The organism is Flavobacterium sp. ZE23DGlu08, assembly GCF_030505335.1.
Lineage (GTDB): Bacteria > Bacteroidota > Bacteroidia > Flavobacteriales > Flavobacteriaceae > Flavobacterium > Flavobacterium algoritolerans.
This window is the reverse complement of the sequence record NZ_CP130045.1, coordinates 774355-799768: the sequence shown is the minus strand read 5'-3', so window position 1 is coordinate 799768 and position 25414 is coordinate 774355. Positions and strand designations below refer to the sequence as shown.

General features: G+C 33.6%; 22 protein-coding genes. 13 read left to right on the top strand and 9 right to left on the bottom strand.

Annotated features, from left to right (window positions below; genetic code table 11):
• Positions 1-26 precede the first annotated feature (26 nt).
• The 5 genes from Q1W72_RS03495 to Q1W72_RS03475 all read right to left on the bottom strand — a co-directional run bounded on the left by Q1W72_RS03495 (position 27) and on the right by Q1W72_RS03475 (position 4921).
• Complete coding sequence (locus tag Q1W72_RS03495; RefSeq protein WP_099715948.1) at positions 27-368, bottom strand: DUF86 domain-containing protein; 342 nt, start codon at positions 366-368, stop codon at positions 27-29.
• Complete coding sequence (locus Q1W72_RS03490; RefSeq protein WP_099715947.1) at positions 358-660, bottom strand: nucleotidyltransferase family protein; 303 nt, start codon at positions 658-660, stop codon at positions 358-360. Before Q1W72_RS03490 ends, Q1W72_RS03495 begins: the two co-directional genes overlap by 11 nt.
• Before the next feature lie 190 nt (positions 661-850).
• A complete protein-coding gene (locus tag Q1W72_RS03485; protein ID WP_302137394.1) occupies positions 851-1753 on the bottom strand; it encodes a hypothetical protein in 903 nt (300 codons plus the stop codon).
• 256 nt (positions 1754-2009) lie between these two features.
• Complete coding sequence (locus Q1W72_RS03480) at positions 2010-3872, bottom strand: ABC-F family ATP-binding cassette domain-containing protein (protein WP_302137393.1); 1863 nt, start codon at positions 3870-3872, stop codon at positions 2010-2012.
• 80 nt (positions 3873-3952) lie between these two features.
• Positions 3953-4921 (bottom strand): T9SS C-terminal target domain-containing protein, encoded by a 969-nt coding sequence (locus tag Q1W72_RS03475; RefSeq protein WP_233206917.1) that lies wholly within the window; start codon positions 4919-4921, stop codon positions 3953-3955.
• A gap of 238 nt (positions 4922-5159) precedes the next feature.
• Here Q1W72_RS03475 and Q1W72_RS03470 point away from each other — a divergent pair, with 238 nt between their 5' ends.
• The 11 genes from Q1W72_RS03470 (at position 5160) to ftsY (ending at position 13716) form a co-directional block, all read left to right on the top strand.
• On the top strand, positions 5160-6335 hold the full coding sequence (locus Q1W72_RS03470; RefSeq protein ID WP_099715943.1) for a glycosyltransferase family 2 protein: 1176 nt from the start codon (positions 5160-5162) through the stop codon (positions 6333-6335).
• Positions 6336-6419: 84 nt separating this feature from the next.
• Positions 6420-7721 (top strand): dihydrolipoamide acetyltransferase family protein, encoded by a 1302-nt coding sequence (locus Q1W72_RS03465; protein WP_099715942.1) that lies wholly within the window; start codon positions 6420-6422, stop codon positions 7719-7721.
• 173 nt (positions 7722-7894) lie between these two features.
• Positions 7895-8671: a 3'-5' exonuclease gene (locus Q1W72_RS03460; RefSeq protein WP_099715941.1), complete on the top strand. Its 777-nt coding sequence runs from the start codon at positions 7895-7897 to the stop codon at positions 8669-8671.
• An 18-nt stretch (positions 8672-8689) separates the two neighbouring features.
• A complete protein-coding gene (locus Q1W72_RS03455) occupies positions 8690-9301 on the top strand; it encodes a fumarylacetoacetate hydrolase family protein (protein WP_099715940.1) in 612 nt (203 codons plus the stop codon).
• On the top strand, positions 9301-9645 hold the full coding sequence (locus tag Q1W72_RS03450) for an Hpt domain-containing protein (RefSeq protein WP_099715939.1): 345 nt from the start codon (positions 9301-9303) through the stop codon (positions 9643-9645). Before Q1W72_RS03455 ends, Q1W72_RS03450 begins: the two co-directional genes overlap by 1 nt.
• A gap of 226 nt (positions 9646-9871) precedes the next feature.
• Positions 9872-10576 (top strand): hypothetical protein, encoded by a 705-nt coding sequence (locus tag Q1W72_RS03445; RefSeq protein ID WP_099715938.1) that lies wholly within the window; start codon positions 9872-9874, stop codon positions 10574-10576.
• Between the two features lie 58 nt (positions 10577-10634).
• Entirely contained in the window at positions 10635-11888 is a 1254-nt protein-coding gene (locus Q1W72_RS03440) for a competence/damage-inducible protein A (protein ID WP_099715937.1), read from the top strand.
• A gap of 72 nt (positions 11889-11960) precedes the next feature.
• Positions 11961-12197: a 50S ribosomal protein L28 gene (gene rpmB, locus Q1W72_RS03435; RefSeq protein WP_024980263.1), complete on the top strand. Its 237-nt coding sequence runs from the start codon at positions 11961-11963 to the stop codon at positions 12195-12197.
• A gap of 27 nt (positions 12198-12224) precedes the next feature.
• Complete coding sequence (gene rpmG, locus Q1W72_RS03430) at positions 12225-12407, top strand: 50S ribosomal protein L33 (RefSeq protein WP_017495179.1); 183 nt, start codon at positions 12225-12227, stop codon at positions 12405-12407.
• A gap of 74 nt (positions 12408-12481) precedes the next feature.
• Positions 12482-12634, top strand: a complete 153-nt coding sequence (locus tag Q1W72_RS03425; RefSeq protein WP_073370281.1) for a DUF4295 domain-containing protein — start codon at positions 12482-12484, stop codon at positions 12632-12634.
• 128 nt (positions 12635-12762) lie between these two features.
• Entirely contained in the window at positions 12763-13716 is a 954-nt protein-coding gene (gene ftsY / locus Q1W72_RS03420) for a signal recognition particle-docking protein FtsY (protein WP_099715936.1), read from the top strand.
• 187 nt (positions 13717-13903) lie between these two features.
• Here ftsY and Q1W72_RS03415 read toward each other — a convergent pair whose 3' ends face one another.
• Positions 13904-14980, bottom strand: coding sequence for a serine hydrolase (locus Q1W72_RS03415; RefSeq protein ID WP_099715935.1), 1077 nt, complete (start codon positions 14978-14980; stop codon positions 13904-13906).
• Positions 14981-15115: 135 nt separating this feature from the next.
• Here Q1W72_RS03415 and Q1W72_RS03410 point away from each other — a divergent pair, with 135 nt between their 5' ends.
• Both Q1W72_RS03410 and Q1W72_RS03405 read left to right on the top strand, forming a co-directional pair.
• The gene (locus Q1W72_RS03410) at positions 15116-15670 is read left to right on the top strand and encodes a hypothetical protein (protein ID WP_233206916.1); all 555 of its coding nucleotides are present in this window, start codon (positions 15116-15118) and stop codon (positions 15668-15670) included.
• Entirely contained in the window at positions 15651-15947 is a 297-nt protein-coding gene (locus Q1W72_RS03405; protein WP_099715934.1) for a DUF721 domain-containing protein, read from the top strand. The genes Q1W72_RS03410 and Q1W72_RS03405 overlap by 20 nt, the downstream gene beginning before the upstream one ends.
• 145 nt (positions 15948-16092) lie before the next feature.
• On the opposite strand, the gene Q1W72_RS03400 is transcribed toward Q1W72_RS03405, so the two are convergent.
• The 3 genes from Q1W72_RS03400 to Q1W72_RS03390 all read right to left on the bottom strand — a co-directional run bounded on the left by Q1W72_RS03400 (position 16093) and on the right by Q1W72_RS03390 (position 25386).
• The gene (locus tag Q1W72_RS03400; protein ID WP_091259031.1) at positions 16093-16512 is read right to left on the bottom strand and encodes a nucleoside-diphosphate kinase; all 420 of its coding nucleotides are present in this window, start codon (positions 16510-16512) and stop codon (positions 16093-16095) included.
• A gap of 86 nt (positions 16513-16598) precedes the next feature.
• Complete coding sequence (bshC, locus tag Q1W72_RS03395) at positions 16599-18188, bottom strand: bacillithiol biosynthesis cysteine-adding enzyme BshC (RefSeq protein ID WP_302137392.1); 1590 nt, start codon at positions 18186-18188, stop codon at positions 16599-16601.
• Between the two features lie 85 nt (positions 18189-18273).
• Positions 18274-25386 carry a T9SS type B sorting domain-containing protein gene (locus Q1W72_RS03390; protein ID WP_302137391.1) on the bottom strand — a complete coding sequence of 2371 codons (7113 nt, stop codon included), beginning with the start codon at positions 25384-25386 and terminating at the stop codon, positions 18274-18276.
• Positions 25387-25414 lie beyond the last annotated feature (28 nt).

Here is a 25414-nt window from a genome sequence, read left to right as displayed (position 1 = left end):
TTTTTATGTGTTAATGTCAGTATTGTTTATTGTTCTCTCAGCATTTTTTCGACCTCTTTTTGTAGAATGGGTAAATGTCGAATTACAATTCCCCAAATCACGTCGTCAGAAACGGAATCATAACCGTGAATTATTCTATTTCTAACATCAACTATTTTTCTGGAGTTTGAAATAATTATTTCACTATCTTCTTTTAAAATTCGGTTCATTGCTTCACCAATGATTTCAATATTCCTTTCGACAGCTCTTTTTGTTCTTACATCATTTTCATAGACTTTAAATTCTTTTGGTCTATCAATAAAATAACTTTCTATTTCATTGATGGAACTTAAAATATCATAAAGCCAAGTTTTAATATTATTGTCCATAAATCAGTTGTTTATTTTGATTTATAGTTTTTCTGAAATAAGGATTTTTAATTGCTTTTTCTTCAAGCAAATCAATTTCTCTTTTTAATATCGTTTCTAATGAAAATTTTAAATCATAATAATTATCTACATAATCCAAGACATCTAATGGTTGAAATTCAACGATTAAGTCAATGTCACTTTCCGTATTGAATTTATCAGTTAAAACAGAACCAAATGCATACAATGACTTGACATTATGTGTTTTGCATAATTTAGTGATATCAGTAGTATGGCTTTCTATTGGATTCATGGTTTAAATAGTATAATTCAAAAATACGCAAAATAATTCATTTACTGGAATTTTGACTATTCAAATTCCTGTTTGACCTATTAAGTGGTTCACCGTTATAGGCGCAAAGTCCGAGGCATTTGTGCAGCGTAATCAAGAACTATTGTATACTTCTAAGAGCTGGACTTGCAAGCTTATTTAGTAATAGTAATTAATATTCTATTTCTAATTCAAAATATAAAACTTGATTGTAATCTTTGCTTCTTTGTGTTTGTTTCCAAATACTGGAATCAACTTTCTCATTTTTTGTTAAGACTCTATATTCAATATCTTTATTCGCTTGAATATGTTTAAAAGCAGGAGATCTTTCAAAAGCTAAGCTTTCATATTCTTCTTTTGAAAAAGGTGAAAGTGCTATAAAAAAACCTGTATTATTTATTTCTATTTGGTTGTCTAATTTAAGAGTTACGTATTTTTTACCTTCCTCTAATTTTAAAATAAAATCTTTCTCAAAAATGCGCTGATCCGGAATGTCGTATATAGAATCCACTGTATATAAATTTAGTTTAAAAGGAGCATATTTCTGATTTTTATAACGTTCAGATTTGATTTTATCTTTCTCATTAAGATATGCAATCGAAAAATCTGTGGGTTCTAATGTAATACTGTTGATAAAAAAATTAACATTTAAATTGTTCGGAATATGAACAGCATATATGTTCTTTTCATCTAATGGAGCTGACGTTCCATAGTTTCTAGGATTTAAGTTGCCAACAGATTTTTTAGGATAAATTATCTTTATTCTCTTTTTGTGGATAACAATCTCATTCAGTTTTGTAATTCTCTTATTTAAGAAAAGTGTATCTCGTAGGGATGAAATCTTAGTGTTTATTGTATCGTAGGCAATATGTGTAATCACTACATTTTCAGAAGGAATTGATTTTAATATTACCCTGCCATTTTTGTTTGAACTATAGTTGGTGCCTCCATTAAATATAAAATTTACATTTTCTATAGCCTTATTTTCAGTTATGTCGTACGTAATTATTGTTTTATTTTGACTATAAATATTAGGTATACAGAAGGTGAAAATTATTAATAATTGAAATTTCATTCTGAAGTAGGATTTTTTAAGGTCGATTAGGTTATTATTCTATATAAACATCAAGCTTTATTTTTCTCAAAAATATATAAAATAAACTATAAATAATTAGATGAACTTTTAATTATTCTAATATTTCTTACCTAATTTAAAATTAGTTTTTTACTAAAAAAACAAACCCACAACAGAATTAGATTCTGTTGTGGGTGTAAACTAATAGGATTAATGTTCTGTAATGCAAACTATGACTGAACACTGAATACTATTTTTATCCTTCTATCTTCGCAGAAAGCTCAAACCATCTTTCCTCTTTATCTTCAATCTTATTGTTGATGTTTTCTAATTCTTTGGCTTTGGTCATTACATCACTTTCTTGCACTTTTCCATCCGAGAATAATTGCTCGATAGCTACTTTTTGAATCTCTAAATCTTTGATTTCTCGTTCGATTTTCTGAAATTCTTTTTGCTCGTTGAACGTTAGGTTTCCAGTTGGATTATTTTGTTTCCAGTCTTTCTTTTCGGCTTTGTTTTCTTCTTTTTGCGCTACATCAGTGCTGTCTTCGTAGGCTCTAAAATCAGAATAGTTTCCAGGGAAATCTTCTACTACACCATCACCTCTAAAAATAAATAAGTGATCCACAATTTTATCCATGAAATACCTATCGTGAGAAACCACTAAAAGGCAACCTGGATAATCCAAAAGGAAGCTTTCCAAAACATTCAGCGTCACAATATCCAAATCATTCGTTGGCTCATCCAGAATCAAAAAATTCGGATTCTGAATTAAAACTGTACACAAGTACAAACGTTTCAATTCGCCACCGCTCAATCGGTCCACAAAGTCATATTGTTTTTTAGCATCAAACAGGAAACGTTCTAACAATTGCGAAGCTGAAATCAATTTCCCTTTCATCAACGGAATGAATTCTCCGTATTCCTTAATCACATCAATCACGCGCTGACCCGGTTTTGGATTAATACCGCTTTGTGTGTAGTAACCCACTTTTATGGTTTCACCAATCACTACTTTTCCACCATCAAGCGGTAAAGTTCCAGTCAATAAATTCAAGAAAGTCGATTTCCCGGTTCCGTTTTTTCCAATTATTCCAATGCGTTCGCCACGTTGAAAATCAAAACTGAAATTATCCATGATGACGTGATCCTTGAATTTTTTGGAGATTTTGTGAAGCTCAATAATCTTGCTTCCCATACGTTCCATATTAATTTCAAGCTCTACTTTATTTTCGCGACGGCGACTTTGTGCTTTTTCCTTGATTTCATAAAAATCATCCTGACGCGATTTCGATTTTGTCGTTCTCGCTTTTGGCTGACGGCGCATCCATTCCAATTCTTTTACAAAAAGATTCTGTGCTTTATCCACACTCGAATTTTCGGATGCGATACGTTCTTCTTTTTTCTCTAAATAATAGGAGTAATTTCCTTTGTATTGGTATAGTTTTCCGTTGTCCAGTTCGATGATTTCATTACAAACACGCTCCAAAAAGAAACGGTCGTGCGTCACCATAAACAACGTTATGTTTTCTTTGGCAAAATAGCTTTCCAGCCATTCAATCATTTCTAAATCCAAGTGATTTGTAGGCTCATCCAGAATTAACAAGTCGGGACAATTAATTAAAATGATAGCCAGTGATAAACGTTTTTTCTGTCCACCGGAAAGATTTTTTACTTTCAGTTTGAAATTTTCCAATTTCAGTTTGAACAAAATTTGCTTGTACTGCGTTTCAAAATCCCACGCATTGTGCTGATCCATTCCGTCAAAAGCTTTTTGGTAGGCTTCTTCGTCTTCTGGATTTTCTAACGCTTTTTCATAGGCTTCAATCACTTTCAAAGTCTCGTTATCCGATGCAAAAATGCTTTCTTCAATGGTTAATTCGTCCTGCAAGTTATTATTTTGCGAAAGGAAAGCCATTTTGATGCCTTTTCTCAATACGACTTGTCCAGTATCAGATTCTTCTAGACCATTAATGATACTCATAATAGTCGTTTTTCCAGAACCGTTTTTGGCTATGAAAGCAATTTTTTGATCTTTATTAATTCCAAACGAGATGTCTTTAAACAACGTACGTTCACCAAAAGATTTCGAGATATTTTCTACAGAAAGGTAATTCACAAGGCTAAATTTTTTGCAAAAGTAAGCTATTAAATAACGATTTGCCAATTGTTTAGTCGAATCTAAGTTTTCATTAACAATTATTGTTTCAGATAATTGGTTAGAAATGCACTTAAATCGAATTGATGTAACTTTTGTGGGACATTTATAATTGGTTTTCTGATGAAATTTTCATTGGTCAAATAATAATGAAGTCCATCTTGGGTGCTGATGCCTTCCATCTGATAAAACGGAAGTGCAATATTGATTTTTCTCTTATTTCCGGAAAAGAAACCGGAATCATTATAATCGTAAAGCAGATAAATGAAAGGCGATAAAAACCTGCTGTAGCCCGCAAGAACGAGTAGCTTTTTTTTAGGTAAATAAGTTGCTGAGGTAATCAATCCTTTTACATCATAGGATTCTTTCAGTTGAGCAACGTGCTTACCGGGAATCTTCGGAATCACATAGATACTGGTTTTTTTGTCTTTCCATTGTTTGGTAAATAAGAAAATATTCTCTCCGGAAACAATAAAAGCTTCACAATCAAAATTGGTCGCATTGGACTTGGTTTTGGTGAAATTGGTTTGATTGGAATACGAAAACGAAAGCGTATCAATTTTTGGATTGTTCTGTGAAAACGATTGTTTTTCGACTCGCAATATATGCAGGTCTTTCCTGTTTCCGGAGACATTATTTCCAAAATCGCCAATGTAAAAGTAGTCGTTGTCTTGTGCAATTTCTTCCCAGTCGGTATTGGTAGTGTTCTTGAGCTGGATTTTATTTTGAATAACACCTTTGTTATTAATCGCATAAAGTGCTTTGTCAGTGTTGTCATTACTGGTCCATAACAGCGAATCACTTTGTGTCAAACTTGAAGTTTCTTTCAGAACCGCATCTAATTTTACGGAGTATTTGGGTTTAATTTTTACCGAAGTATAGACACAACTTCCGTCATTAATAGTAGCAGCTGGATTGTAGTTTTTAGAAAGTGGATCCGTGCAACCTGAAATTTGAGACTGTGCAGGGTTAAAAAAAATCAAGAATAATAATGAGAATATCTTTTTCAATGTTTAAAAGGTATAGAGTCGTTAGTGTTCTCCAAAAGTAATGGATTCTAAAGATTAAAATCTTAATCTGGAGCGAATGATTTGGATTTATTTGCTGATATCGTTCCCGCTTACGCCTTTATCTTTGTTCGTTCCTCTCAAAGGATATCGGCTTTATCGGGGCTAAGGAGAAATATGTTTTTGTGTTTTTAAATTTTGAACCTTTGTGTCTTTACATCTTAAAATATATCTTTGAAGAATGCAACTATCCGTCATCATCCTTAATTATAATGTTCGTTTCTTTTTGGAGCAATGTGTCCTAAGTGTTCAAAATGCATTAGAAACCATTGATGGAGAAATTATTGTAATAGATAATAATTCTTCGGATGACAGTTTTGCAATGATGAAACAGCGTTTTCCAAAGGTAAAACTGATTCAAAACAACGAAAATATAGGTTTCCCAAAAGGCAATAATATAGGAGTTGCTCAAGCTCAAGGCGAATACATTTGTATTCTGAATCCTGATACTGTTGTCGCTGAAGATACATTTGTAAAAGTATTGGCTTTCGCCCAAAAACAATCAGATTTAGGAATCTTGGGTTGTAAACTCATTGATGGAACCGGGAATTTTCTTCCCGAAAGCAAGCGCGGTGTTCCAACGCCTTTTGTTGCATTTACAAAAATTACGGGTTTGTATAAATTATTTCCTAAATCAAGGACTTTCGGAAAATATTATGCTGCGCATTTAAACGAAAACCAAACCGGAAAAGTGGATATTCTCGTTGGGGCTTTTATGTTTATGAAAAGAGATTTATATCTTGAAATGGGTGGATTTGATGAAGATTGTTTCATGTATTCTGACGATATCGATTTGTCGTATCGAGTCCTGAAAGAAGGAAAATCTAATTTTTATTTTCATGAAACCACCGTAATCCATTATAAAGGAGAAAGTACCATTAAAGACGAAACGTATATGAAACGTTTTCAGGAAGCGATGAATTTTTTTTATAAAAAGCATTTTCGTGTATCCGTGTTATTCTCACTTTTTATGAAAATAGGAATTGTCTTTTTCTCTTTGGCAAAAATGTTTCAAGGAAAATCCTCGCGAAACTTCGGGATAAAAATGACTCCAAAATTATATCTGTTGTATTCGGCTAATGAAAAATTAGTAGATAAACTCCGTTTAGTTTTGCAAAAAAAAGTCCTGTTTCACGATTTGAAAACAGAAAAAATGGTAATTTCGTCTTCTGTTAAGAGTAAAATAAGCACAGAAGTTATTTTAGATAACGAATTCATTTCTTTTAAAGAGTGTATTGCAATTCTCGAATCTTCAAGAAATAAAAGGTTTACCTTTAAAATTATACCAAAAAACGCTAATTTTTTAATAGGAAGTAACAATAGTAACGAGAGAGGTGAGATTATAGAAATAGAGTAAAAAATTACATTTAATGTAATTTATATTTGAAATATTTAGTAATTTCGCAAACTGAAAATCAAAATCACCTTTTAGGTTAACAATATGGCAAGATTTGAATTAAAGCTTCCGAAAATGGGAGAAAGCGTTGCAGAAGCGACCATTACAAATTGGTTGAAACAAGTTGGAGACAAAATTGAAGCCGATGAAGCGGTACTCGAAATTGCTACTGATAAAGTGGACAGTGAAGTGCCGAGCGAAGTTTCGGGTATTTTAGTCGAACAACTGTTCGGTAAAGATGATTTGGTTCAAGTAGGGCAAACGATTGCCATTATTGAAACGGATAGTGCAGCTGTTGCTGAAACTGTTCAAGAAGTTGCTGCTCCTGCTGAAGTTGCAATTATTGAAAAAACAGTTGAAGTAGCCAAAGAAGCGGTTGCGGTTCCTGCTGATTTCTCTGATTCTGAAAAATTCTTATCGCCTTTAGTGAAAAATATTGCCAAAGAAGAAGGGGTTTCTGTAGCAGAATTAGCATCAATTTCCGGAACAGGAAAAGAAGGAAGAGTTACTAAAAATGATATTTTAGACTACGTAAAAAATAGAACAAGCCAGCCAGCAGTTTCGGCTCCGGTTGCAGCAGTTCAAAAACCGGTTGCAACTCCAGTGGCTCAAAAAGCAGCTCCAGTATCAGTAAGCGGTGGTGATGAAATCATAGAAATGGACAGAATGCGCAAGCTGATTTCTGGTTATATGGTGGCTTCTGTGCAAACTTCGGCTCACGTACAATCATTTATTGAAGTAGATGTGACGAATATTGTAAAATGGAGAGAGAAAAATAAAGTTACTTTCGAAAAAAGAGAAGGGGAGAAATTGACGTACACTCCAATTTTTATGGAAGCAGTTGCTAAAGCGCTGAAAGATTTCCCTGGAATGAATATTTCTGTAGATGGTGATTATATCATTAAAAAGAAAAACATCAACCTAGGAATGGCTGCTGCGTTACCAAACGGAAATTTAATTGTTCCTGTTATTAAAAACGCTGACCAACTGAATTTAGTAGGAATGGCAAAAGCGGTAAACGATTTAGGAAACCGTGCTAAAATGGGGAAACTGAAACCAGACGATACGCAAGGCGGAACTTATACGGTTACAAATGTGGGGACTTTTGGAAGTGTTTTTGGAACGCCAATTATCAATCAGCCACAAGTTGGGATTTTAGCTCTTGGAGCAATTCGTAAAATGCCGGCAGTAATCGAAACTCCAGAAGGAGATTTTATCGGAATTCGTCAAAAAATGTTCTTGTCGCATAGCTATGACCACAGAGTAGTTGACGGAGCATTAGGAGGTAGCTTTGTAAAAAGAGTTGCTGAGTACTTAGAAGCTTTTGATGTAAACAGAGATGTTTAAATAAATATAATTAGAATAGTAGACCCGACCGATTTTCAAAAATCAGTCGGGTTTTTATTTTAGTACACCGTTTTAATTGCACAAAAAGACAAGAATTCTTGAAGAAATTATTTGGGGATAATTCGTCAAATTCGTGTTTAACCTATATATTTGTATCCACACAAAATTTAAAAATGGAACTCAAACTCAATAAACCAATTTGCTTTTTCGATCTTGAAACTACAGGAATTGATATCGGAAAAGATAGAATTGTAGAAATCTCAATATTCAAAGTTTTCCCAAACGGAAATAAAGAAAGCAAAACTTGGCTGGTTAATCCAACGATTCCAATTCCGCCACAAACAACAGCTGTTCATGGAATTACCGATGAAAAAGTGGCAAATGAGCCTACTTTTAATGAACTGGCTGCGCAAGTTTATAATATGATTAAAGACAGTGATTTGGCTGGATTTAACTCGGATCGATTTGATATTCCGTTATTGGCAGAGGAAATGCTTCGTGCCGGAGTAGATTTTGACATGAAAAACAGGGTTTCAGTTGATGTACAGACCGTTTTTCATAAAATGGAAGAGCGAACTTTAAGCGCGGCGCATAAGTTTTATTGTGGGAAAACGCTTGAAAATGCACATTCTGCAGAAGCGGATACCATGGCGACTTATGAAATATTAAAAGCGCAACTGGATCGTTATCCGGAACTGGAAAACGATATGAAATCATTATCGGAGTTTACGACAAGAAAGAAAATCGCTGATTTTGCTGGTATGATTGCTTTTGATAAGGACGATGAAGAGATTTTTACTTTTGGAAAACACAAAGGAGTGAAAGTGGATAAAATTCTGGAAACAGAACCCGGTTATTTCAGTTGGATACAAAATGCAGATTTTCCGTTGTATACCAAGAAAGTTTTAACGGCAATAAAACTTCGAAAACTGAATAATAAATTAAGCTAATTTTTGAATCAATAAGAAATGAAAATAATCTGCATTGGTAGAAATTACACCAATCATATAGAAGAATTACAGAACGAAAGACCAACAGAACCTGTTGTTTTTATGAAGCCGGATTCGGCCGTTTTATTAAAGCAGCATCCATTTGTGATTCCGGAATTTTCGGAGGATATTCATCACGAGATTGAGATTATTGTCAAAATAAATAAAGTTGGTAAATACATCGAGCCTAAGTTTGCGCATAAATATTATGACGAAATTAGTGTTGGAATTGACTTTACGGCACGTGATTTACAGGCGAAATTAAAAGCAAAAGGCTTGCCTTGGGAAAAAGCAAAAGCATTTGACGGCTCGGCAGTTATAGGTGAATTTTTACCAAAAAATCAATTTAGTTCATTAGAAAATATTACTTTTGAATTAACCAACAACAATAAAACGGTACAAAAGGGTAATTCCAGTCATATGTTGTGGAAAATTGACGAGCTAATTTCATACGTTTCTCAGTTTTTTACCCTAAAAATTGGAGATATTATTTTTACAGGAACTCCAGAAGGAGTAGCTGCTGTAAAGCCAGATGACGTTTTGGAAGGATTTTTAGAAGGACAACAACTCTTTAGAATACAAGTAAAATAATGGCTATAAACTACAACCTTTCAAAAGTGTACGCACTTTCAGACAACGATGCAGAATTTGTAAATGAAATTTTGACATTGTTTGTTACCGAAGTTCCAGATGATTTAGTGCAAATCAAAGAAGGAATAAAAAAGAAAGACCATAAGCACGCTTATGCTTATGCGCACAAGATAAAACCTACGCTTGATTTAATGGGGTTAAACGTGGCTTTTGAGGAGATTCTTCAAATCGAAGCCTGGACCAAAGCCGAAGGTAAAAAGAAAGACATCAAAGAAACTTTTAAGAGCGTAAAAAACCAAGTTAATGACGCTATCAAAGAAATCAAAAAAGATTTCGATTTGTAATATTGGGGCGTGACCCGCTGAAAAAGCGGGTCGGGCTATCCGTTACAAACTAAGTTCACTGAACTCCTATGAAAATAATTATTAGGTAAAGTGATCTCTCTCGTTAAAAAACGAGAGAGGATTTTCACTATTATCCCTCACGCAAACTACAAATGAATACTTTCATTTAACTATAGCGTATTTTTAAAAACTACCATAGAATTGTTTTTTGGTCTAAAAGGCAAATATGAAATACAAAATAATACTCCTGCTATTTTTATTGTCTTCTATCAATATATATAGTCAAAAAAAATATTTTTTTGACTATATTATTGAGTATAAGTTTCAGGCAAATCAAACTTCAAAAGTAGAGAAACGATATCTTTTAACTAATTCTAAAGACGATACTTATGATTGTTTAGTTTACGAAGAAGATAAGTTGAATTTTGCTATGAATTTTAGAGATAGGAATGGTACTCATAGTGTTTCGATAATTGATAAAAATGATTTTTTTAAAGCAGAAACCATATCATTATTGTGTGAGAGTATACATTATTTAATGGTTAAAGAAAAGTATGACGGAAGTATGTTTGATATTATCAATAAAAGGGATACGCTGATTAATGGTATTTATCATCAAAATTATACAATGAAGTATCATAAAACTGCAAATTCGAGGAAGTATAATCGTGGAATTTCGAATTATATTATAGAAAACAATACAGAATTCCATCTTCCCCTACTTGTATTTTCAGGATCCTTTGATAGCAGAGAAAACGGTAAAAATATCCCCAATGGGATTGTAAAAGAAAGTTATACGATGAGTTATAATAGTAAGAAATATTTGTTTGTTTATAAATTGATACAATTTGTAAAAATCAATAAATACCTCATTATTCCTGAAAATTGTAATACTGGTAAGCCATTAGGGCCTAGGTTGATAATTAAATAATCATCTAAATTGTAATACTTTTAAATTTTAGAAACTTCTAAATTCCTAAATCAGAAAAATGAAAGCAACCATAGTTACCATTGGTGACGAAATTTTAATAGGTCAAATTGTCGATACGAATTCTGGTTTTATAGCCAAATCATTAGATAAGATTGGTGTTGAAATAAACGAAATGATTTCGATTAGTGATAATAAAAAACACATTTTAGATACGTTTGCAGTACTTCAAAACAAAGTCGATTTGGTGATTATAACTGGAGGTTTAGGGCCAACAAAAGATGATATTACCAAAAAAACATTTTGTGATTATTTTGAAGATGAATTGATTGTAGACCAAAAAGTGCTGGCCCATGTTACGCAACTTATAGAAGGTTTCTACAAGCGAACAATTACGCAGATCAATAAAGATCAGGCACTGGTTCCTTCAAAATGTACGGTGCTTCACAATCAAGTAGGTACTGCGCCAGGAATGTGGATGAAAAAGGAAAACACAGTTTTTATTTCGCTTCCCGGAGTTCCTTATGAAATGAAGTATTTAGTGGAGCATGAAATTATCCCAAAAGTAGTTCGGGAATATAAACGCCCTTATATTATCCATAAAACAATTCTCACTTACGGACAAGGTGAAAGCATGGTTGCCGAACGAATAGAGGATTGGGAAAATAACCTTCCTGAATTTATTAAGTTGGCTTATTTGCCTGCACCGGGAAGAGTTCGTTTGCGTCTTTCTGCCCGTGGCACTGACAAAGAAAAATTAGAAGCCGCTCTCGAAGAAAATGTAAATTCGCTGGATGTGATAATCCATGATATTATCGTGGGTTTTGATGATGATGAAACCTTGGAAGTTGTAGTAGGAAAAATGCTTACAAAGCAAAATAAAACGATTTCCACCGCTGAGAGTTGTACCGGAGGTAAAATTGCAGCAGTATTGACATCAGTTTCCGGGGCTTCAAAGTATTTTAAAGGAGGTGTTGTTTCATATGCGACTGCTGCTAAAATTGATGTTTTGGGTGTTTCGGAAAGTCTCATAAAAGAACATTCTGTTGTGAGTAGAGCGGTAGTTTCGGAGATGGCTTTGAATATAAAAAACATGATGAAAACGGACTATGCAATTGCGACAACCGGAAACGCTGGACCATCAAAAGGAGACTCAAATGCAGAAGTTGGAGCAGTTTTTATTGCATTGGCAACGCCAAGTGAAGTAATTGTTGAAGAATTTAATTTTGGTCAACCCCGTGAAAAAGTGATAGATAGAGCTGTAATTAAAAGTTTAGAACTATTACAGAAAGAAATTTTAAAAAATGTGCAGTAAATTTGTTGCTTAATAGGTTTATTTTTCTTTTCTTTGCACCCTGATTTTGAATAACGATAAAAGATAAGTATAATGTCAAGAGTTTGTGACCTTACAGGTAAAAGAGCGATGGTAGGAAATAACGTTTCTCACGCTATGAACAAAACTAAGAGAAAATTTTCTGTAAACTTAGTTAAAAAGCGTTTTTATCTTCCAGAAGAAGATAGATGGATTACTCTAAGAGTAGCTGCATCTACGATAAAAACAATTAATAAAAATGGAATCGCTGCAGTTTTGAAAAAAGCGCAGTCAGAAGGATTTATTAAATAATCCATTCCAAAATAAAAAAATAGCAAGATGGCAAAGAAAGGTAATAGAATCCAGGTAATTTTAGAATGTACTGAGCACAAGACTTCGGGTGTTGCAGGAACTTCAAGATACATAACAACAAAGAACAAAAAAAATACACCAGATAGATTAGAGATTAAAAAATTTAATCCAATCTTGAAACGTGTAACTGTTCACAAAGAAATTAAGTAATAATTAGAGATTTTGATAAAATCTTAAATGGTAACATTTGAAGATTTTATTTAAATTTAAATAACATTTGAATCATGGCAAAGAAAACCGTAGCATCGTTACAAACATCTTCTAAGAGATTATCAAAAGCCATCAAAATGGTGAAATCTCCAAAAACAGGTGCATATACATTCGTAGAATCTATTATGGCTCCTGAAGCTGTTGATGAATTCTTGAAAAAGAAATAATTAGCAATCACATTATATAGAAAAGCTACTTTCATTCGGAAGTAGCTTTTTTATTTTCTATATTTACCGTTAGAAAAACGTATTGGTTCTATGGACTTAAATACTTCATTCTTAATACTATTTATACAATGAGTTTTTTCAAAAGAATATTTTCATCAGAGAAAAAAGAAACATTAGACAAAGGTCTTGAAAAATCAAAAACAAATTTCTTTTCGAAGTTAACCAAAGCTGTTGCCGGAAAGTCAAAAGTTGATGATGAAGTTTTAGATAATTTAGAGGAAATCCTTGTTGCCTCAGATGTTGGTGTAAATACGACATTAAAAATAATTACCAGAATCGAGAATCGTGTTGCTTCAGATAAATACCTTGGTATAGAGGAACTCAATCAAATTCTTAGAGAAGAAATTGCGGCTTTATTATCAGAGACAAATACTGGTGAAGCTACTGAATTTGTAATTCCAGTTCAGACTAAGCCTTATGTTTTAATGGTGGTAGGAGTTAATGGAGTTGGGAAAACGACTACCATTGGTAAGTTAGCCTATCAGTTTAAAAAAGCAGGTTATAATGTGGTTCTTGGTGCAGCCGATACTTTTCGTGCCGCAGCCATCGATCAGTTGCAAATATGGGCGGATAGAGTAGGAGTTCCTATTGTTCGTCAGGATATGGGAAGTGACCCGGCTTCGGTAGCTTTTGATACCTTGCAGTCAGCAGTGGCGCAAAATGCCGATATTGTTATAATTGATACCGCAGGTCGTTTGCATAATAAAATTAATTTAATGAACGAATTGACCAAAGTAAAACGAGTGATGCAAAAAGTTGTTGGTGATGCACCACATGATGTATTATTAGTTTTGGATGGTTCAACCGGTCAAAACGCTTTTGAACAAGCAAAACAATTTACAGCAGCTACTGAGGTTACTTGTTTAGCAGTTACAAAACTAGACGGAACTGCAAAAGGTGGCGTTGTAATAGGAATCTCAGATCAATTTAAAATTCCGGTGAAATATATTGGTGTTGGTGAAGGGATTGAAGATCTTCAGGTTTTTAATAAGTATGAGTTTGTAGATAGTTTTTTTAAATAATAATTAGAATGGATTTTTCTTCTTTAAAAAATACACCTCCAATGTATCTTTATTTAGTGAGCATCATTTCTTTTATATTGGCAAATATTGTTCGAGATAAAAGTCTTGGTTTTTATTATTTTTTGTTGATAATAGGGTTGGTTTTTTTTGTTTTAGGTTTTATGAGACGTTTGAAAACCAAGTAAATCTATTGGTATAAAGCACTAATTTTTTGCCATAATGTTTCATCAAAATCGGATAAAGCAAAAGTTGGATTATCTGGATTTGCAACATCTCCCATTCTGATAACGACCATTTTCTTGCTGGGAATGACATAGATTTTTTGGTCATTTTTGCCTAATGCCATATACATATCGGCTGGAGCTGTTGGTATTAAACTACCATTGAACTGCAGTTGACTTTGTGGTAAATGGTAACTTGATTTTCCATTCAGCCACCATAAATAACCGTATCCCATATTTATGGTTTGTGAAGTATTTGTAGCTTCATTTAAATAGTTTTCATTCACTATGGCATTGCTTTCCCATTTTCCTTTGTTGTAGATTAACAAACCAAAGCGTGCCATAGAACGAGTATTACTTCCATAAACAGAATTATTACCTAACTGAAACCATGCTCCATCCATTCCTATTTTATCTTTCAATTTGGTATTGAAATAGGAATTCCAAGTTTGACCGCTGGCTTGCGCAATCACATCCTGCAATTTCACATAGACATTATGGTACGCCCAACGCGTTCCTGCGTCAGCTTTGTATTTTAGGTTCACTGGATCAACATCATCCGTACTGTCATCTAATCCGGAAGTCATATTGAGTAGATGTTTGTTTGTAATCAAATTTTCTTTTGCTAAAGGCAGGCTAGTCCAGCCAGTTCCTATGTATTGTGAAACTTTATTGTTGATGTTAATCAGGTTTTCTTGTTGTGCAATTCCCGTTACAGTTGATGTTAGTGTTTTACCGGCACTTGCCCAATACCAAAAAGCATTGGCATCATGACCGTTGAAATAATTTTCCATTACGATTCTTCCGTTGACAAGAATTATGAAAGATTTTGAATTTTTGAGTGCCAAATAATCCAATAACGGCTGCACGGCGGATTGCTTCCAACCTAAACTCGCAATAGATTTTGTTTCCCAAGTTGTGCCTGTTAAAGGTGGAAAATAGATTGTCTCTGCAGGTGTAGGAGTGGGAGTTGGTTCCGTAGTTTCGGAACTGCAGCTACTGCAAAATATTAGGATGAGGAGACTGTAGATTATTTTTGACATCTTGCTACTGATTTGTTTCTAATTCCTTTAAGACCAAAAATATAGAAAATAGTTTAATGGGTTTCTACTATTTTTGTTTTCTTTGAATTTAATAAGAGTAACTTTGTATTTAGAACAAACGAGATTTAACCCGAATTGACTAGCCCTGATGGAAGCGGCATCCTTTTTCTTGCTATTCTGACGAAAGGAAGAATGGCAAGAAAAAGATATAGCGTACAGCAGGAATTAGCTCCTAAGAATAATAATTATATGAAAAACACACTTAGCATTTTTTTTATAGCATTCCTTTTTGTGGGGTGTCAGCAAAAGATTAAGCCTGCAGACATTTCTAAAATAAACGGATATTGGGAAATTGAAAAAGTTGTTTTTGATGCTGGGAAAGACAAGGATTATGGCATGAATGAAAGTTATGATTTTTTTAAAATAAGCGACAATAAAGGGATTCGGAAGAAAGTGATGCCACAATTGGACGGAACTTTTTTGGTGAATGATGTATATGAAAACGTTGCGGTGCGATTTGCCGATGATAAAGTATTTTTGGATTATTCCACATCTTATATGAAATGGAGTGAGGAGTTAATTGCTTTGTCAGAGGAAGAATTAGTATTGCTGAACAAGGACAAAATGGAATATCATTATAAGAAAGCAACACCAATAAATTTACTGGGCGATGGCAAAAAGGCTGAATAATCAAAGTACGATAGGGGATGTTTTGAAACAAATTATCCAAGTGAATAAACTTCAACCCGGAATGGATCAAATTGATGTTAAAGATGCGTGGAAAAATCTTATGGGGAATGGCGTGAATAATTACACTAAAAATGTAGTTTTGAAAGGAAGCACTTTGTATGTGGAGTTGAGCTCTTCAGTATTAAGAGAAGAATTAAGTCACGGCAGATCTAAAATTGTAGCTATGATTAATGAGGAATTAAGACGTGATGTGGTGAAAGATGTGGTTTTGAGGTAATGATTTTAGATTGTTGATTAACGATTTTAGATTTCAGATTTCAGATTTTTGATATAAAAAAATCCCGTTTCAATTTTGAAACGGGATTTTCTATTTATAGGATTTCTAAATCTTAATTCAAAAATCGTTAATCTTCAATCATAAATTAAAATTGCTCTCTTCCAGCAAAATGGAATGCACCTTCGATAGCTGCATTTTCATCGCTATCAGAACCGTGAACTGCATTTTCTCCAATAGAAGTTGCGTATGCTTTACGGATAGTTCCTTCAGCAGCTTCAGCTGGGTTTGTAGCACCAATTAAAGTTCTGAAATCTTCAACAGCGTTATCTTTTTCTAAAATAGCAGCAACAATTGGTCCTCTTGACATGAATTCTACTAATTCACCGTAGAAAGGTCTTGCAGCGTGAACTTCATAAAATGCTTGAGCATCAGCAATAGTTAATTGCGTTAATTTCAAAGAAACGATTTTGAAACCTGCATTAGTAATCATTGCAAGTATGTTTCCGATGTGTCCGTTAGCAACAGCATCAGGCTTGATCATTGTAAATGTTCTATTAGTAGCCATTTTTTTGTTTTTTAAATTTTGTGCAAAAATAGTATTTTTTTATTGATTATTTTTACAAATTCGGCATTCAAATAACCGTAATCTGATTAAAGTACAATAATATCGAATTTGTTGTCCAGTGGTTTGAGCTGTTCGATCAATGTTGGAATAATATTGTCGCCGTTTTCTAGGTAAAATTCTGAAAAATTAGTTTGACGTTCCTGTAAACTCTGGTTAGGAAATAATTCGTTTTGCAAGTCGGTAATGCGTTGTAAAATATCGCTTAACTTTCTTTTTTGTGCTTTCAGCAAGCGTTTCTCCAGATTTTCTAATCCTTTAATTTGTTTTACTTCCTGCGCTTTTACAGCTCCAATGAAGGATTCATCGGTTTTATTTGCTACTTCATAAAGGGCGATAAATTGTTTTTGCAATTGTTCTTTCAAATGCGTTAAATCGATTGGGAAATCCGAGAATTCTGTGGTTTTAGTATTTACTAAATCGGCTTGTTTTGAAAATAAATCTTTCCAACTCAAATTTAGTTTATCTGCTTTTTTAGCTTGTTTTTCGGTAGCCAATAGTACAGAGTTTCTAAGTAACAGCATTGGGAAAGTTATTTTTGCTGCAGCAAAAAAGGATTTTAGTTCTAACCAATACGCGATTTCTCCACCTCCGCCGATGTAGCATAAATTAGGGAGAATCACTTCTTGATACAACGGACGCATTATCACGTTAGGACTGAATTTTTCAGGATGATTTTCTAAAAGTGATAAAATTTTACTTTCAGAAAACTCAATTTTTGTATGATTTACTTTGTAGGTGTTGTTTTCAAAGATGATGCGTTCGCGTAAATTATCTTCAATATAAAACAAATTGATTTCACGAGGATTTACTTGAATCGTATAGTCTTTTAGTTTTTCGGCGGTTTCCAATACCAATTTATGGGAGGATTGATGAAGCAATTCTTCTTCTACAAAAGGAATGAAGTTGCGTTTCAAATCCTGATCATCTGCGTCCAAAATAACTAAACCATACGCACTAAAAAGCGCATTAGCCAAAAATCTAGTAGCATCGGCTAAATTATCATGATTAAGATAAGAATCTTCAAACAGTTTTTTGAGCGTATTTGCATTTGTACTTGAACCTAATTCCAGTGCATATACTTCAAGGAAATCAGCTAAACCTTCAGTAGACAATCGGCCAACGGGACCTGTACTTTCTTTGTTCCAACGGAATTTTTTGCCTTTAAAATTAAAATAATTGATTTCTTCAAAATCATGATCTTCCGTTGCCATCCAATAAATTGGGACAAAATTTGAATCAGGGTATTTCGATTTTAATTCGGTTGTTAAATTAATGGTCGAAATAATTTTGTATAAAAAATACAATGGTCCGCTGAATAAATTCAATTGATGACCAGTGGTAATGGTAAATGTATTGGAATTAGCTAAAGCGGCAATATTTTGATTTGTTAAAGCCGAAGTTTCAACTGTAGCATATTGTTTTTGTAAAACAGAAACTAAAGTAGCTCTGGATGTATCATTAAAATTCGCTTTTTTCTCCTGAATTTGTGATCCAAAGTTTTGAAGATTTGGAAAATGATGGTATAAAGATTGAAGATTGCTTTTTTCCTCTAAATAATCATTCATTAAAGTAGAAAAATATCCTGAATTCTGATAGCTGATACAGTCGGTTGGCATGTTTTGAGTTTCTAAATTTGTCGCTAAAGTAAGAAAAAGTAAAGTTATGTTTTTTTGGTTTAAGATATGTTTAGGAAAATAGTAATTATCGCTTTAAAGTAAAATGACCTTTATATTCTTTTCCATCTGCTCTAGTCACCACAAACCAATAATCATCTGATGGCAGTTCGTGTCCATTCATAGTTCCGTTCCAAGCCCCATTTTGGATTAGTACTTTTAACAATTTTCCATAACGGTCAAATATTTTGACAGTCAAGTTGGTTTCCAGATCTGAAAATTTAATATTCCAAGTGTCATTAAAACCATCTCCGTTTGGTGTGAAATATTTTGGATACATTAATAAAAAGACTGCATCAGTAGCTGTTCCACAACCATTTTTATCTCTGACATGTACAGTATATTCACCACTATACAATGCCGAAAATTGATTGCTATCCTGAAAAAGAATACCGTCAATTGAATATTCGAAATCACCTTCACCTGATGCAAAAACGGTGATTATATTCTCATTATCAGTCCAGTCTTTAGTTTCAATAGCTGTAATTGTTGCAATATTTGATTTTTTTACCTCAAAATTCTTTGTATTGGAACAAGAAATTGTACTGTAATTATTGGTTACTGTTACTGAAAAATTACCAGGATTAGATACCATTATCGATGGTGTTGTTTCTCCAGTTGACCATAAATAGCTGTCATAACCGGCATCTGCATGTATTATAATAGTATTGTTTTCGCAAATGGGTACAATGTCCTGAATTGAAATAATTGGTTTTGATAAAAGAGTTAATTTCAATTCAACAAGAGCATAACAAGGCGTATTCGAATTGATTCGAACGTAGATTTTGTTATCACCTACGACTAAGTTGTAATTTGAAAAATTAGTGATTTGATTGGCAGCAAATTGATTTTCTGCTCCTGAAATAGTTGAATAATAAAAAAATGTATATCCTGAAGTATTTGAAATTAGCTTCGAATTATAGTCTGATAAATTTACTTTTTCAGAACCGTCATTCAAATCATCACAAAATAATTCTTCATAATTATTTGCGGGCAAAGTGTTTATTAGAGAAATAGTTACAGCTAGTTTATTAGGACTTTCGCAGCTGTTTTCTGTTTGCGAAGCATAATATGTCTCACCATCTTGTAAAGGAGTTGAACTAGACAAAAGAACTCCAATACCATTATACCATTTTATTGTAGTTCCAGAAATTTCGATAATTTCTAGAGTTGGATTTTGACTGGAACAAAAAGTCTGACTTGTATTTCCTGTTGGAGCAGAAGTATTTTTAATGTTAATTAAGACAGGAATTCTTTCGCTTTCGCAGCCATTAATGGTTTGCGAAGCATAATAAGTTGTGTTATTTTGTAATAAAGTTGTGTTCGTTAATAAACTTCCATTGGTCAAAGTATCATACCATTTTATGTTTTGTCCTGTAATTGAAATCTCATTTAAAGTTGCATTTTGTTGGATACAGAAGGTTTGAGGATTTGTTAATGTAGGTTTTGGAGTAAAATTTGTAAAAGGAATTAGTATAACTGTTGTAGCATTTGAAATACAGCCAATGCTGTTTTTTACTTTTACATAATATGTTCCAGGATCAAGATTTGATTGCATTGTATTTGTTTTCCAAGTAACTCCATTGTCAAAACTATATTCTGCGGCAATATCGGTAATTGTAATAGTTCCTTTAAGATTATTACAGTCTGGCTGAATAGTTGTAAATGCAGGATTTACTGGATAATCAGTTGGAGCATTAATTTTTACAGATAATGCTACAGACTCGCAACCGCTACTATTTTTAACCCGAACTAAATAGGTTCCAGCTGCTAAATTTCCTGAAATTGGATTGGTCGAATAATTTGCGCCATTGTCAAAACTATAGTGGTAAGCGGCACTTGTAATGGAAATAGAACCAAACGGATTACTACAACTCACAGGTTGAGAAACGTTTAAAGTTGGAGTTGAAGGTGCGTTTGGAGGTGTATTGATGGTTGCAGCATAGGCAATCGAAGGGCAACCATTTGTATATTTTATTCGGATTAAATAATTTCCTGGAGATAAACTAGCAGTATTGCTCGTATTCCAAGTTACACCATCATCAAAACTATATAGATTTGCAACAGTAGAAACCATAATGCTACCTGTTGATGATGTGCAACCAATAGGATTTGTAACCACAACTTGTGGTGCTGCTGGAATTGTGGGAGCAGCATCTATGGTAACGGGTGCGCTAAGAGAAATACAACCAGAATTATATTTAATCATTAAATTATATGTTCCTGGTGCTACATTGGATTTTGTGTTTGAAGTTCCAAACGTGATTCCGTTATCAAAACTATATAAATCGGCAACGGTATCGATGGATAGTAATCCTGAAAAGTTGGTACAATCTGGTTGACTTGCTTTGTAGGTAGGGGCTGGAAGTGCAGATAATGTTGAAATAGTGACTGTGGCAGCATCCGAAACGCAACCAGCTAAATTTTTAATTTTTATAAAATAAATTCCTGGAGAAAGATCCGTTTTTGTATTCGAAAAAACGTAGGTTAATCCATTGTCATAACTATATGTTGCAGCAGTTGTAGTAATAGTAATAGAACCTTTTGCTGAGCTACAATTCGGCTGGGTTGAAGTATGAGCAGGAGCAGCAATTGTAGTGCCTGAACTTAAATTTACAACTGTTGTTGATGATTCGCAACTATAAGAATTTGTTTTGATTTTAATAATGTACGTACCAGCTCCTACATTTATTTTTGTTGGATTTGTTGTCCAGCTGTTTCCATCATTGAAACTATAACTTAGTGCAGTTGTAGTTATAGTTATGCTACCGTCAGTTGCTCCGCATGAAGAGGGCTGAACAATCTGTACAGCGGGTGCTGGAGGAATGGCAGGCGGTGTATTAATATAGGCATAACTGCCGTAAGAGATACAACCTAATGTGTTTTTTATTACTATATTATAGGAACCGCCAGCTAGATTTTTCTTTATGGGATTTGTAGTCCAAGTTACACCATTATCAAAACTGTATTGATCTGCAATAGTATTTATTATTATAGTTCCAGAAGGAGAACTACAAGTTGGCTGAATGGAAGTTACATTTGGCGTGGGTAAATAATATTTATTAATGTAGTAGTATTGCGACTGTGATTTGCAACCAGTCGTATTTTTAATAACAATAGTATAGGATGATGATGTAGGATTAAGTAAAATAGGATTGGTAGTCCAAGTTGTGCCTCCATCAAAACTATACTGATCAGCAGGAGTAGTGATGGTAATACTTCCTCCATTTCCACAACTTGGTTGTATCACTTTTACATTTGGATTCGGAAGATAAAAAGGGTTAATGTATATTGGTATTCCATAAGATTTGCAGCCAGTTGCATTTTTTATAACAATATTGTAATATCCCGACGTTAGTCCAGAAAGGGTGGGGTTTGTTGTCCAAGTACTACCGCCATCAAAACTATATGAATCTGCAACTGTTGCAATAGTAATGCTTCCATTGGTACCGCAAGTTGGTTGGACGAATGTGAAATCGGGATTTGGCAAATAATATGGATTTAAATTTGTGTAAGTATTATAAGGATAAGAAGTACATCCAGCAGCATTTTTTACCACTAAATAATAAGAACTAGAATTAAGATTAGTGAAGACAGGATTGGTATTCCATGTATTACCTCCATCTATGCTGTATTGTGTTGCAGTAGTAGTAAAAGTTATGCTTCCTCCGTTTCCACAAGTGGGTTGTGTTGTTGTAAAAGTAGGATTAGGAAGGTAAAAAGTTTGAAGATTTGCAGAATTCGAGTTAGAAATACAACCTTGGGCATTTTTTATTGAAGGGTAATAATAGCCAGAAGAAAGATTGGTAAAAACAGGACTTGTAACCCAAGTTTGTCCATCTATACTGTATAAATCTGCAGTAGTGGTGATGGTGATGGAGCCTTTTGTACCACAAACTGGTTGAACGATTGTGTATTTTGGTGGTGCTAAATGAGCTGAATCTAAATAAACAGAAATATATTTGGATGTACAATCCGCTTTTTTTACCAATAGATAGTAATATCCTGGGGTTAAATTATTAAAAATAGTATTGGTACTCCAGGTTGCGCCATAATCTGTACTATAGTAATCTGCAGCGCTGTTGAATGTAATATTACCAATATTTCCGCAACTTGGATTAGTAACTGTATAATCTGGGTCTGGAAGACTAGGGTTATTAATCGGAATACCTATATTCTGTGATACGCATCCTAAACTATTTTTTATAGAAATGTTGTAATATCCATAAGAATTAATATTTGATAATGTAGGTGTGGTTCCCCAAGTATACCCCCCGTCAAAGCTGTAAAAATCTGCAATTGTATTTATTGCAATACTTCCTGCGGTAGTACAAGTTGGCTGAATGACAGTAAAAGTAGGTGCCGCTACATCTGGATTGTTTAAATAAACACCAGTTGGATAGGAAGTACAACCAATACTATTTTTTATAATTATGTTGTAATACCCTGGAGGCAATGATTTATTATTGAGGGTTGTCCAAGTTACTCCATTGTCAAAGCTGTAAAAATCTGATAATGAATTAACAGTGATTTTTCCGTTTGCACCACAGGTTGGTTGTTCTATGCTAATAATTGGTGGATATAAGTAAGGTTGATATAAATAAGCATAATTAGCAGCGCTAATACATCCTGCACTATTTTTTACTTTTACGGGATAGTTTCCATAGGGTAAATTTGCTACGTTATTGCTAGTCCAAGTTACACCATTATCAAAACTATAGGAATCTGCAACTGTAGTAATAGTAATGCTTCCATTGCTTCCGCAAACGGGTTGTTCTGTAGTGTATTCAGGATAGGAATATTGAAAATCATTTAAATAAACATAGGTATAATAGGAAGTACAACCTAAAGCATTTTTGATTCCTAAAGAATAGCTTCCAGAGCTTAAATTGCTAATGGTGTTGCTTGTAACCCAAGTTGTACCTCCATCAAAAGTATAAAAATCTGAAATAGTATTAATGGTAATGCTTCCTGTTACATTACAAGCAGGCTGTATGGTAGTATAAGTTGGAGTTTCTAGTGTATTGCTACTAATAAGTACATTGTTGGCCGAAGAAATACAACCTTGTAAATCTTTTGTACGAATTTTGTAATTCCCTGGTGAAAGATTGGTGGCAGTAGCATAATTTACCCAAGTTACACCATCATCAAAACTATAATATGCAGATGGCGTCGTAATAGTAATACTACCTACATCCCCACAAAATAAAGGATTAGTATAGTTATAATTTGGATATGAAGTTGAGACAGCTGTAATGGTTACACTTTGAGCATAAGAAGTACATCCATTTATGGTTTTTATTTTCACCAAATACGTTCCAGGATTTAAATTACTCTTTGTGTCGTTTGTACTCCAAGTTGAACCATCGTCAAAACTATATTGTGATGCAGTTGAAGTTACTTTTATACTTCCTGTGGTAGAAAAACACGAGGGTTGAGTGATTTGCAAAATTGGTGAAACAGCAGTTTGGCTAGGTTCTATAGAAACAATAGCATCGCTACTACATCCAAAAGAATCAGTAACAGTAACAGAATAATTTCCTGTCGAAGTTACTGTAATGCTTTGCGAAGTGCCCCCTGTACTCCATAGATAGGATGATCCTGAAGAAGCTGTTAATACAGTGCTTCCTGAACAAACATTTAAAATACCAGTAATATTTGCCGTTGGATTTCTTACCTCTAAACTTGCAGAAATTATTTTGTAGCAAGTGGCATCTTTACTCACTCTAACAAAAATAGAAGTGCTAGAACTTGGATAACTTGTAAAATTGGCAATTGCATTCAAGTTGGCTTCCGCATCATTGTAATTTTTGTAATAACTAAAACTTAAACCTGTAGTAGACGTTACCACCAAAGAATTTAATTTAGATAAATCAAAATTTTCACTCCCGTCATGACTTGCATCACATTGAGATATCTTTGCTGTTGTTACATTAATGTTGCAACTTGAAGTACAATTTAAAAAAGAAATATCCCAACCAGAATTCGCATCAGGATCTGTGGCCGAATTAAATGTAGTTCCGGCACAAGAAGTTCCAGAAATATCATAATCTACTTGTACTCCAACATTATAATTGGCATTGGTACTATTTGGAAAATCAGTGGCATTCAGTGTAAAACAAAACTTTTTATTTGTTGTGTCTAAGCTTGAGGTTGTAGATGTACTATAAACGGATACGTTATTACTGTTATAAACATTTAAAGTGATTTTTTTTACTGATGAAGAAATTCCGCCAGAATTAGGAATGGTATAATTTCCACACACGGAAATCGGTAAACTAGGGCAAACTTTATCCAAAGGATCTAGTTCTACAGATCCTTGTAAATTTTCTGTAGAATGCAGTAAGCAAATATCATCTACATACATATATCCGAAATGTCCACCCAATCCACATCTTGAAGCCATAAATTCCACGGTAAATTCTTCATTGTTAGGTATAGATGAAATATCCAGTATTCCAGATTGCCAATTGGCAGTATACAAAGTGACATAAGAAGAAGTTTGACTCGGAACTTTGGTGAAAATGCAATTTTTTTCGTCACCGACCAAACAAAATTCATTTACGACAACCCCGTTTTTATCTAAAATCCTTGCTTTTACAAATGCCTGATTGTCAGTGTGACTATTGTCATATACACTTTGTAATACTGCTTTGTAGTTGAATTTTAGATAATTTTCATTATTAGTTTTAAACCTTTTACCTTGAACAATAGAGCCATAAGTAGATGAGTTCTCATGATTAATTTTAAGGGCGTATTGATCGAATGCTTTTATATCTCCCATATAAGGATCAACTAAATTTGAAGATACACCAGTCGCCATAATATTCATATTATTAGGGTCATACCGATTGATGTATGAATTGGCGGTATTGGAAATAGATTGGCATTGCGTTGGTCCAGGAGGATCACCTATGGTATAAAGAAAATTCTTGAGGGAACTACTCCCACTGATAGTTTCATATTGTTCGAAACTTCCATTAGTGCACATTTCTACAGCTTGTTGTGTAGCTGTTGTTTTTAAATTCAGATTTACTTTTTTTAAATTCAGGATTTCTTTTTTCCTTTTTTCTTCCCTAATTTTCAAAAACTCGTTTTGCTCATCCAAAGTTTGAATTAAATGACCATTTTTATCTTCCAATAAAATTTTATTGGATGAGTTTGGATTT

What these genes read in the sequence shown, in the direction of transcription:
- Q1W72_RS03495 (WP_099715948.1), bottom strand. Translation starts at nt 368, where the DNA reads ATGGACAATAATATTAAAACTTGGCTTTATGATATTTTAAGTTCCATC.
- Q1W72_RS03490 (WP_099715947.1), bottom strand. Translation starts at nt 660, where the DNA reads ATGAATCCAATAGAAAGCCATACTACTGATATCACTAAATTATGCAAA.
- Q1W72_RS03485 (WP_302137394.1), bottom strand. Translation starts at nt 1,753, where the DNA reads ATGAAATTTCAATTATTAATAATTTTCACCTTCTGTATACCTAATATT.
- Q1W72_RS03470 (WP_099715943.1), top strand. Translation starts at nt 5,160, where the DNA reads ATGCAACTATCCGTCATCATCCTTAATTATAATGTTCGTTTCTTTTTG.
- Q1W72_RS03465 (WP_099715942.1), top strand. Translation starts at nt 6,420, where the DNA reads ATGGCAAGATTTGAATTAAAGCTTCCGAAAATGGGAGAAAGCGTTGCA.
- Q1W72_RS03460 (WP_099715941.1), top strand. Translation starts at nt 7,895, where the DNA reads ATGGAACTCAAACTCAATAAACCAATTTGCTTTTTCGATCTTGAAACT.
- Q1W72_RS03455 (WP_099715940.1), top strand. Translation starts at nt 8,690, where the DNA reads ATGAAAATAATCTGCATTGGTAGAAATTACACCAATCATATAGAAGAA.
- Q1W72_RS03450 (WP_099715939.1), top strand. Translation starts at nt 9,301, where the DNA reads ATGGCTATAAACTACAACCTTTCAAAAGTGTACGCACTTTCAGACAAC.
- Q1W72_RS03445 (WP_099715938.1), top strand. Translation starts at nt 9,872, where the DNA reads ATGAAATACAAAATAATACTCCTGCTATTTTTATTGTCTTCTATCAAT.
- Q1W72_RS03440 (WP_099715937.1), top strand. Translation starts at nt 10,635, where the DNA reads ATGAAAGCAACCATAGTTACCATTGGTGACGAAATTTTAATAGGTCAA.
- rpmB (WP_024980263.1), top strand. Translation starts at nt 11,961, where the DNA reads ATGTCAAGAGTTTGTGACCTTACAGGTAAAAGAGCGATGGTAGGAAAT.
- rpmG (WP_017495179.1), top strand. Translation starts at nt 12,225, where the DNA reads ATGGCAAAGAAAGGTAATAGAATCCAGGTAATTTTAGAATGTACTGAG.
- Q1W72_RS03425 (WP_073370281.1), top strand. Translation starts at nt 12,482, where the DNA reads ATGGCAAAGAAAACCGTAGCATCGTTACAAACATCTTCTAAGAGATTA.
- ftsY (WP_099715936.1), top strand. Translation starts at nt 12,763, where the DNA reads ATGAGTTTTTTCAAAAGAATATTTTCATCAGAGAAAAAAGAAACATTA.
- Q1W72_RS03415 (WP_099715935.1), bottom strand. Translation starts at nt 14,980, where the DNA reads ATGTCAAAAATAATCTACAGTCTCCTCATCCTAATATTTTGCAGTAGC.
- Q1W72_RS03405 (WP_099715934.1), top strand. Translation starts at nt 15,651, where the DNA reads ATGGCAAAAAGGCTGAATAATCAAAGTACGATAGGGGATGTTTTGAAA.
- Q1W72_RS03400 (WP_091259031.1), bottom strand. Translation starts at nt 16,512, where the DNA reads ATGGCTACTAATAGAACATTTACAATGATCAAGCCTGATGCTGTTGCT.
- bshC (WP_302137392.1), bottom strand. Translation starts at nt 18,188, where the DNA reads ATGCCAACCGACTGTATCAGCTATCAGAATTCAGGATATTTTTCTACT.